This is a genomic window from Streptomyces sp. ActVer, from assembly GCF_027270795.1.
GTDB lineage: Bacteria > Actinomycetota > Actinomycetes > Streptomycetales > Streptomycetaceae > Streptomyces > Streptomyces umbrinus_A.
Window position 1 is genome coordinate 1 of the sequence record NZ_JAPWHT010000644.1, and the last position, 4,361, is coordinate 4,361.

Here is a 4,361-nt window from a genome sequence, read left to right on the forward strand (position 1 = left end):
CCGTGCGGGAGGTGCTGCGGCGGGGCGGCGGGCCCGCGCCGCCCCGGATGCGGGCCCGGGCCGAGCGACCGCGCCGGGTGGTGCTGCTGGTGGACGTCAGCGGCTCGATGTCCGCGTACGCGGACGCGCTGCTGCGGTTCGCGCACGCCGCCGCGCATGCCGGGCCGTACGGCGGCCGTGCCCGTACGGAGGTGTTCACGATCGGTACGCGGCTGACCCGGGTGACCCGTGAGCTGACCCACCGCGATCCCGGGGCCGCGATGGCCGCGGTCGCGGCGGCCGTGCCGGACTGGCGGGGCGGTACCCGGCTCGGCGAACTGCTGCGGGGCTTCCTCGACCGGTGGGGGCAGCGCGGTATGGCGCGCGGTGCGGTGGTCGTCGTGCTGTCGGACGGCTGGGAGCGTGGCGATCCCGAGCTGCTCGCGGCCCAGATGCGACGCTTGCACCGGCTGGCGCACCGGGTGATCTGGGCCAATCCGCGCAAGGCCCGTCCCGGCTACGCGCCCCTGGCCGCCGGTATGGCGGCGGCGCTGCCGAGCGTTGACTCATTCGTCGAGGGACACAGCCTGGCCGCGCTGGAACGTCTGGCGGCGGTGGTGAGAGGAGCGGGCGATGCGTGAGATCCTCCCGGCGCTCGGCCGGTGGTACGCGGAGGGCTCCCCCTTCGGTCTCGCCACGGTCGTCGCCGTCAGCCGGAGCGCGCCACGGGATCCGGGCGCCTCCATGGCCGTCGGTCCCGGTGACGAGGTCGTGGGCAGCGTGTCCGGCGGCTGTGTCGAGGGTGCGGTGTTCGAGCTGGCCCAGGACGTGGTGGAGTCCGGCGAGGCGCGGCTCGAAACCTTCGGGTACAGCGACGAGGACGCGTTCGCCGTCGGTCTGACCTGCGGCGGGGAGATCACCCTCCTCGTACGGCCCGTGACGGCCGCCCTCGATCCGTCCTTCGGGGCGGTCGCGGAGTCGGTGGCCGCGGGCCGCCCGGTGACCGCGGCGACGGTGATCGACGGCCCTGCTCAGCGCGGCGCGACCCTCGCCGTCTGGGAGGACGAGGTGTCGGGCACGCTCGGCACGACGGGCCTGGATGTGGCGGTGAGCGCCGACGCCCGGGGCGAACTGGCCCTGGGCGCCACGGGGCAGCGGCACTACGGCCCGCGCGGCGAGCGGCGCGAGGACGCCGTGACGGTCTTCCTGCACTCCTTCGCTCCCCCGCCGCGGATGCTGGTCTTCGGGGCGATCGACTACGCGGCCGCCGTGGCCCGCATCGGCGCCTTCCTCGGTTACCGGGTGACCGTGTGCGACGCCCGGCCCGTCTTCGCCACCCCGAAACGCTTCCCGGCGGGCGTGGAGGTCGTCGTCGAGTGGCCGCACCGCTATCTGCACGCCACCCCGACCGACGAACGCACGGTGATCTGTGTCCTCACCCACGACCCCAAGTTCGACGTGCCGCTCCTGGAGGAGGCGCTGCGCCGGCCGGCCGCGTACATCGGGGCCATGGGCAGCCGTCGCACGCACGACGACCGGATGAAGCGGCTGCGGGACGGCGGTCTCGGCGAGGCCGAACTGGCCCGGCTGCGCTCGCCGGTCGGCCTCGACCTCGGAGCACGTACGCCCGAGGAGGTGGCCGTGTCCGTCGCCGCCGAGATCGTCGCCCTGCGCTGGGGCGGCAGCGGCGCCCCGCTGACGGCGACGGCCGGGGAGATCCACCCGCGGGAACAGTGACAGGCCCGCACCCGACGCCCGGATGCGGTGGCTCCGAGACGGACACTGCTCACGTTGTGGACCGCGGGTCAGATCTGGTTCTCGCCGCCGTCGACGTACAGGTTGGCTCCGAGGATCCCTCGCCGCCGGCGACACGGGAAGCAACGCCCGCGACGCCCTCATCACCTGGCGCGACGAGCACACCTCCCTCCTCCGCGACCGGTTCCGGCAAGCCGTCGACGAAGGCGACCTGCCTCCCGACGCCGATCCCGAACTACTGGCCCGCTACCTCATGACCGTGGCGAACGGCATCGCCGTCCAAGCCGTCGGCGGCACCACCCGTGAACGCCTCCAGCGGGTGGCCGACATGGCCCTGCAGAGCTGGCCGGCTGCCTGACGGCCGAGGGCGCCACCACGGAACTTCCCGATGCCGACGGCTCCCTGGTCGTCCTGTGTCTCGGGCGTCGGCGTGTCAGGTCTCGTCGTGGAAGTCGGCGATGATCGCTTCGAGGTGGCGCAGGGCCGTGGTCACGCGGGCCGGGTCCTCCTGGAAGAAGGAGTCGTCGAGTACGGGCAGTGATCCGGCGAGCGCCCAGCCGCGTCCGCGTGCCCAGGTGGCGTCGTCGTCGCCGAGTGCCTCGCGGAAGGTGCCGCGTGCCGCGTCGGGCAGGAACTTCCACGCGGGCAGCACGTCGACGGCGGGGTCGCCGACGCCCAGCGTGCCGAAGTCGATGACCGCGCTGAGGTGGCCGTCGACGGACAGCAGGTTGCCGGTCGCAAGGTCGCCGTGGCACCAGACCGGCGGTCCGTCCCAGGCCGGTGCCGTAAGTGCCGCGTCCCACACGGCCGTCACGGCGTCCGTGTCGACCATGTCCTTCAGCTTGGCGATCTTCGGCCGGACCAGGGCGTCGGCGGCCAGCGAGTCGCGTTCGTCGCCCATGGGTACCCCGCGGAACGCGTTGCTCCACTGCGGTCCTGGACCGTCGGTGGCGTCGATCTTCCGCAACGCCCTGATGAACCCCGCCAGTTGCCCTGCCGCCCGCACCGGATCGGCGAGCCCCTCGGTGGTCGCCGTCTCGCCCTCCAGCCACCGGTAGACCGACCAGGGGAAGGGGTAGCCCTCCCCCGGCACCCCCGCCGCCAGCGGTTCGGACACCGTCAACGGCAGATGCGGGGCGAGCAGCGGCAGCCAGCGGTGCTCGCGCTCGACCTGCCCGACCCAGCGCGGGTAGCGGGGCAGCCGTACGGACAGGACGTTGCCCAGCCGGAACGTCGCGTTGTCCATCCCGGACCTGGGCACCGGCGAGATCGGGAGTTCGGCCCACTGGGGGAACTGGACGGCGAGCAGACGGCGGACGAGATCGGCGTCGATGGTCACGTCGTCGTGGGCATGCGGGTCACCGGATGACAAGGGTCAACTCCTGTGTGCGGACCGGGAAGCGGCCGACCCATCCCATCCGCCGGAACATTTACCGTCCACTGATTTTCTGCCGGACCGTCAGCCGTCCCCCGTCTTGCGGGGCGGTAACCGGTGGAGTCGTACCTCGGTGAGCTCGCCGTCCTTCACCGTCGCCGTCATGTACGTGCAGTGCGGCTGGCGTCGGCGGTCGGTGGGCGAGCCCGGGTTGAGGAGGCGCAGGCCGGTCGGGGCCGTGGTGTCCCAGGGGATGTGGCTGTGGCCGAAGACCAGGACGTCGAGGTCCGGGAAGCGCGCGGCGCACCGCGTCTCGCGGCCTTGTGCGGCGCCGGTCTCGTGGACGACTCCGACGCGCAGGCCGTCGAGGTCGGCCCGGGCGATCTCGGGGAGGCGGGCTCTGAGTTCGGGGCCGTCGTTGTTGCCGTACACGCCGATGAACCGGTTCGAGCGGCTCTCCAGAAGGTCGAGGGTGGCGGTGTCCACCCAGTCGCCCGCGTGGATCACGACGTCGGCACGCGGGAGTTCGGCGAGCAGCGGCGCGGGGAGCTGCTTGGCGCGCTTGGGGAGGTGGGTGTCGGACATCAGGAGAAGGCGCACGGGATCAGCCTAGGACGGGCGGTTCCGTCACGGGCGGTTCGGTCACGGGCGGTTCGGTCACGGCGATCTCGGCCCACACCTGTTTGCCGCCGCTGACCGGGACCGTTCCCCAGGTCGCGGAGAGGGCCTCGACGAGGAGGATGCCGCGGCCGCCGGTGGCCTCCCAGCCGATGCTGGTGGGTTTGATGGGCGTACGCGGTGAGGCGTCGGCGACGGCGATGCGCAGGCGGTCGTTGATGAGGGTGAGGTCGAGGCGGACCTGGCCGTCGGTGTGCACGAGGGCGTTGGTGACGAGCTCGGAGACGACCAGCAGGATGGCGTCGGACTCCTCCATGACACCCCAGACGCGCAGGGTGCGCCGGGTGAAGCGGCGGGCGTGGCGGACTGCCTCGGGTACGCGCCACACCGTCCAGCTCTCGCGCAGCGGCCGCAGGTCGAGTCCGTCGTAGCGCATGAGGAGCAGGGCCACGTCGTCGCTGCGGTTGGCGCCCGCGAGCAGGGCGTCGGCGACGAGTCCGAGGTGGGCGGGGTCGGCGGCGGACAGCTCGTCGCACAGCTCGTTCAGGCCGTCCTCCATTTCGAGCTCGGAGGACTCGACGAGGCCGTCCGTGGTGAGGGCCACGATGGTGCCGGGCCGGAGCGGCAGCGGGCT

At 73.0% G+C, this 4,361-nt stretch carries 5 protein-coding genes and 1 pseudogene; 3 read left to right on the forward strand and 3 right to left on the reverse strand.

Annotation, left to right across the window (positions count from 1 at the left end; translation table 11 throughout):
* The 3 genes and pseudogenes from O3Q52_RS49585 to O3Q52_RS49595 all read left to right on the forward strand — a co-directional run.
* The coding region (locus O3Q52_RS49585) for a VWA domain-containing protein (RefSeq protein WP_269655004.1) at window positions 1–620 on the forward strand (620 nt) is incomplete at its 5' end.
* On the forward strand, window positions 613–1,716 hold the full coding sequence (locus O3Q52_RS49590) for an XdhC family protein (RefSeq protein WP_269655005.1): 1,104 nt from the start codon (window positions 613–615) through the stop codon (window positions 1,714–1,716). The genes O3Q52_RS49585 and O3Q52_RS49590, both read left to right, overlap by 8 nt.
* 106 nt (window positions 1,717–1,822) lie before the next feature.
* A pseudogene (locus O3Q52_RS49595) lies at window positions 1,823–2,092 on the forward strand (TetR family transcriptional regulator C-terminal domain-containing protein); the annotation flags it as partial.
* Window positions 2,093–2,167: 75 nt separating this feature from the next.
* Here O3Q52_RS49595 and O3Q52_RS49600 read toward each other — a convergent pair.
* The 3 genes from O3Q52_RS49600 to O3Q52_RS49610 form a co-directional block, all read right to left on the reverse strand.
* Window positions 2,168–3,106, reverse strand: a complete 939-nt coding sequence (locus tag O3Q52_RS49600) for an aminoglycoside phosphotransferase family protein (RefSeq protein ID WP_269655006.1) — start codon at window positions 3,104–3,106, stop codon at window positions 2,168–2,170.
* An 87-nt stretch (window positions 3,107–3,193) separates the two neighbouring features.
* Window positions 3,194–3,709 carry a metallophosphoesterase gene (locus tag O3Q52_RS49605; protein ID WP_269655007.1) on the reverse strand — a complete coding sequence of 172 codons (516 nt, stop codon included), beginning with the start codon at window positions 3,707–3,709 and terminating at the stop codon, window positions 3,194–3,196.
* A gap of 4 nt (window positions 3,710–3,713) precedes the next feature.
* A partial coding sequence (locus O3Q52_RS49610; protein WP_269655008.1) for an ATP-binding protein occupies window positions 3,714–4,361 on the reverse strand: 648 nt, incomplete at its 5' end.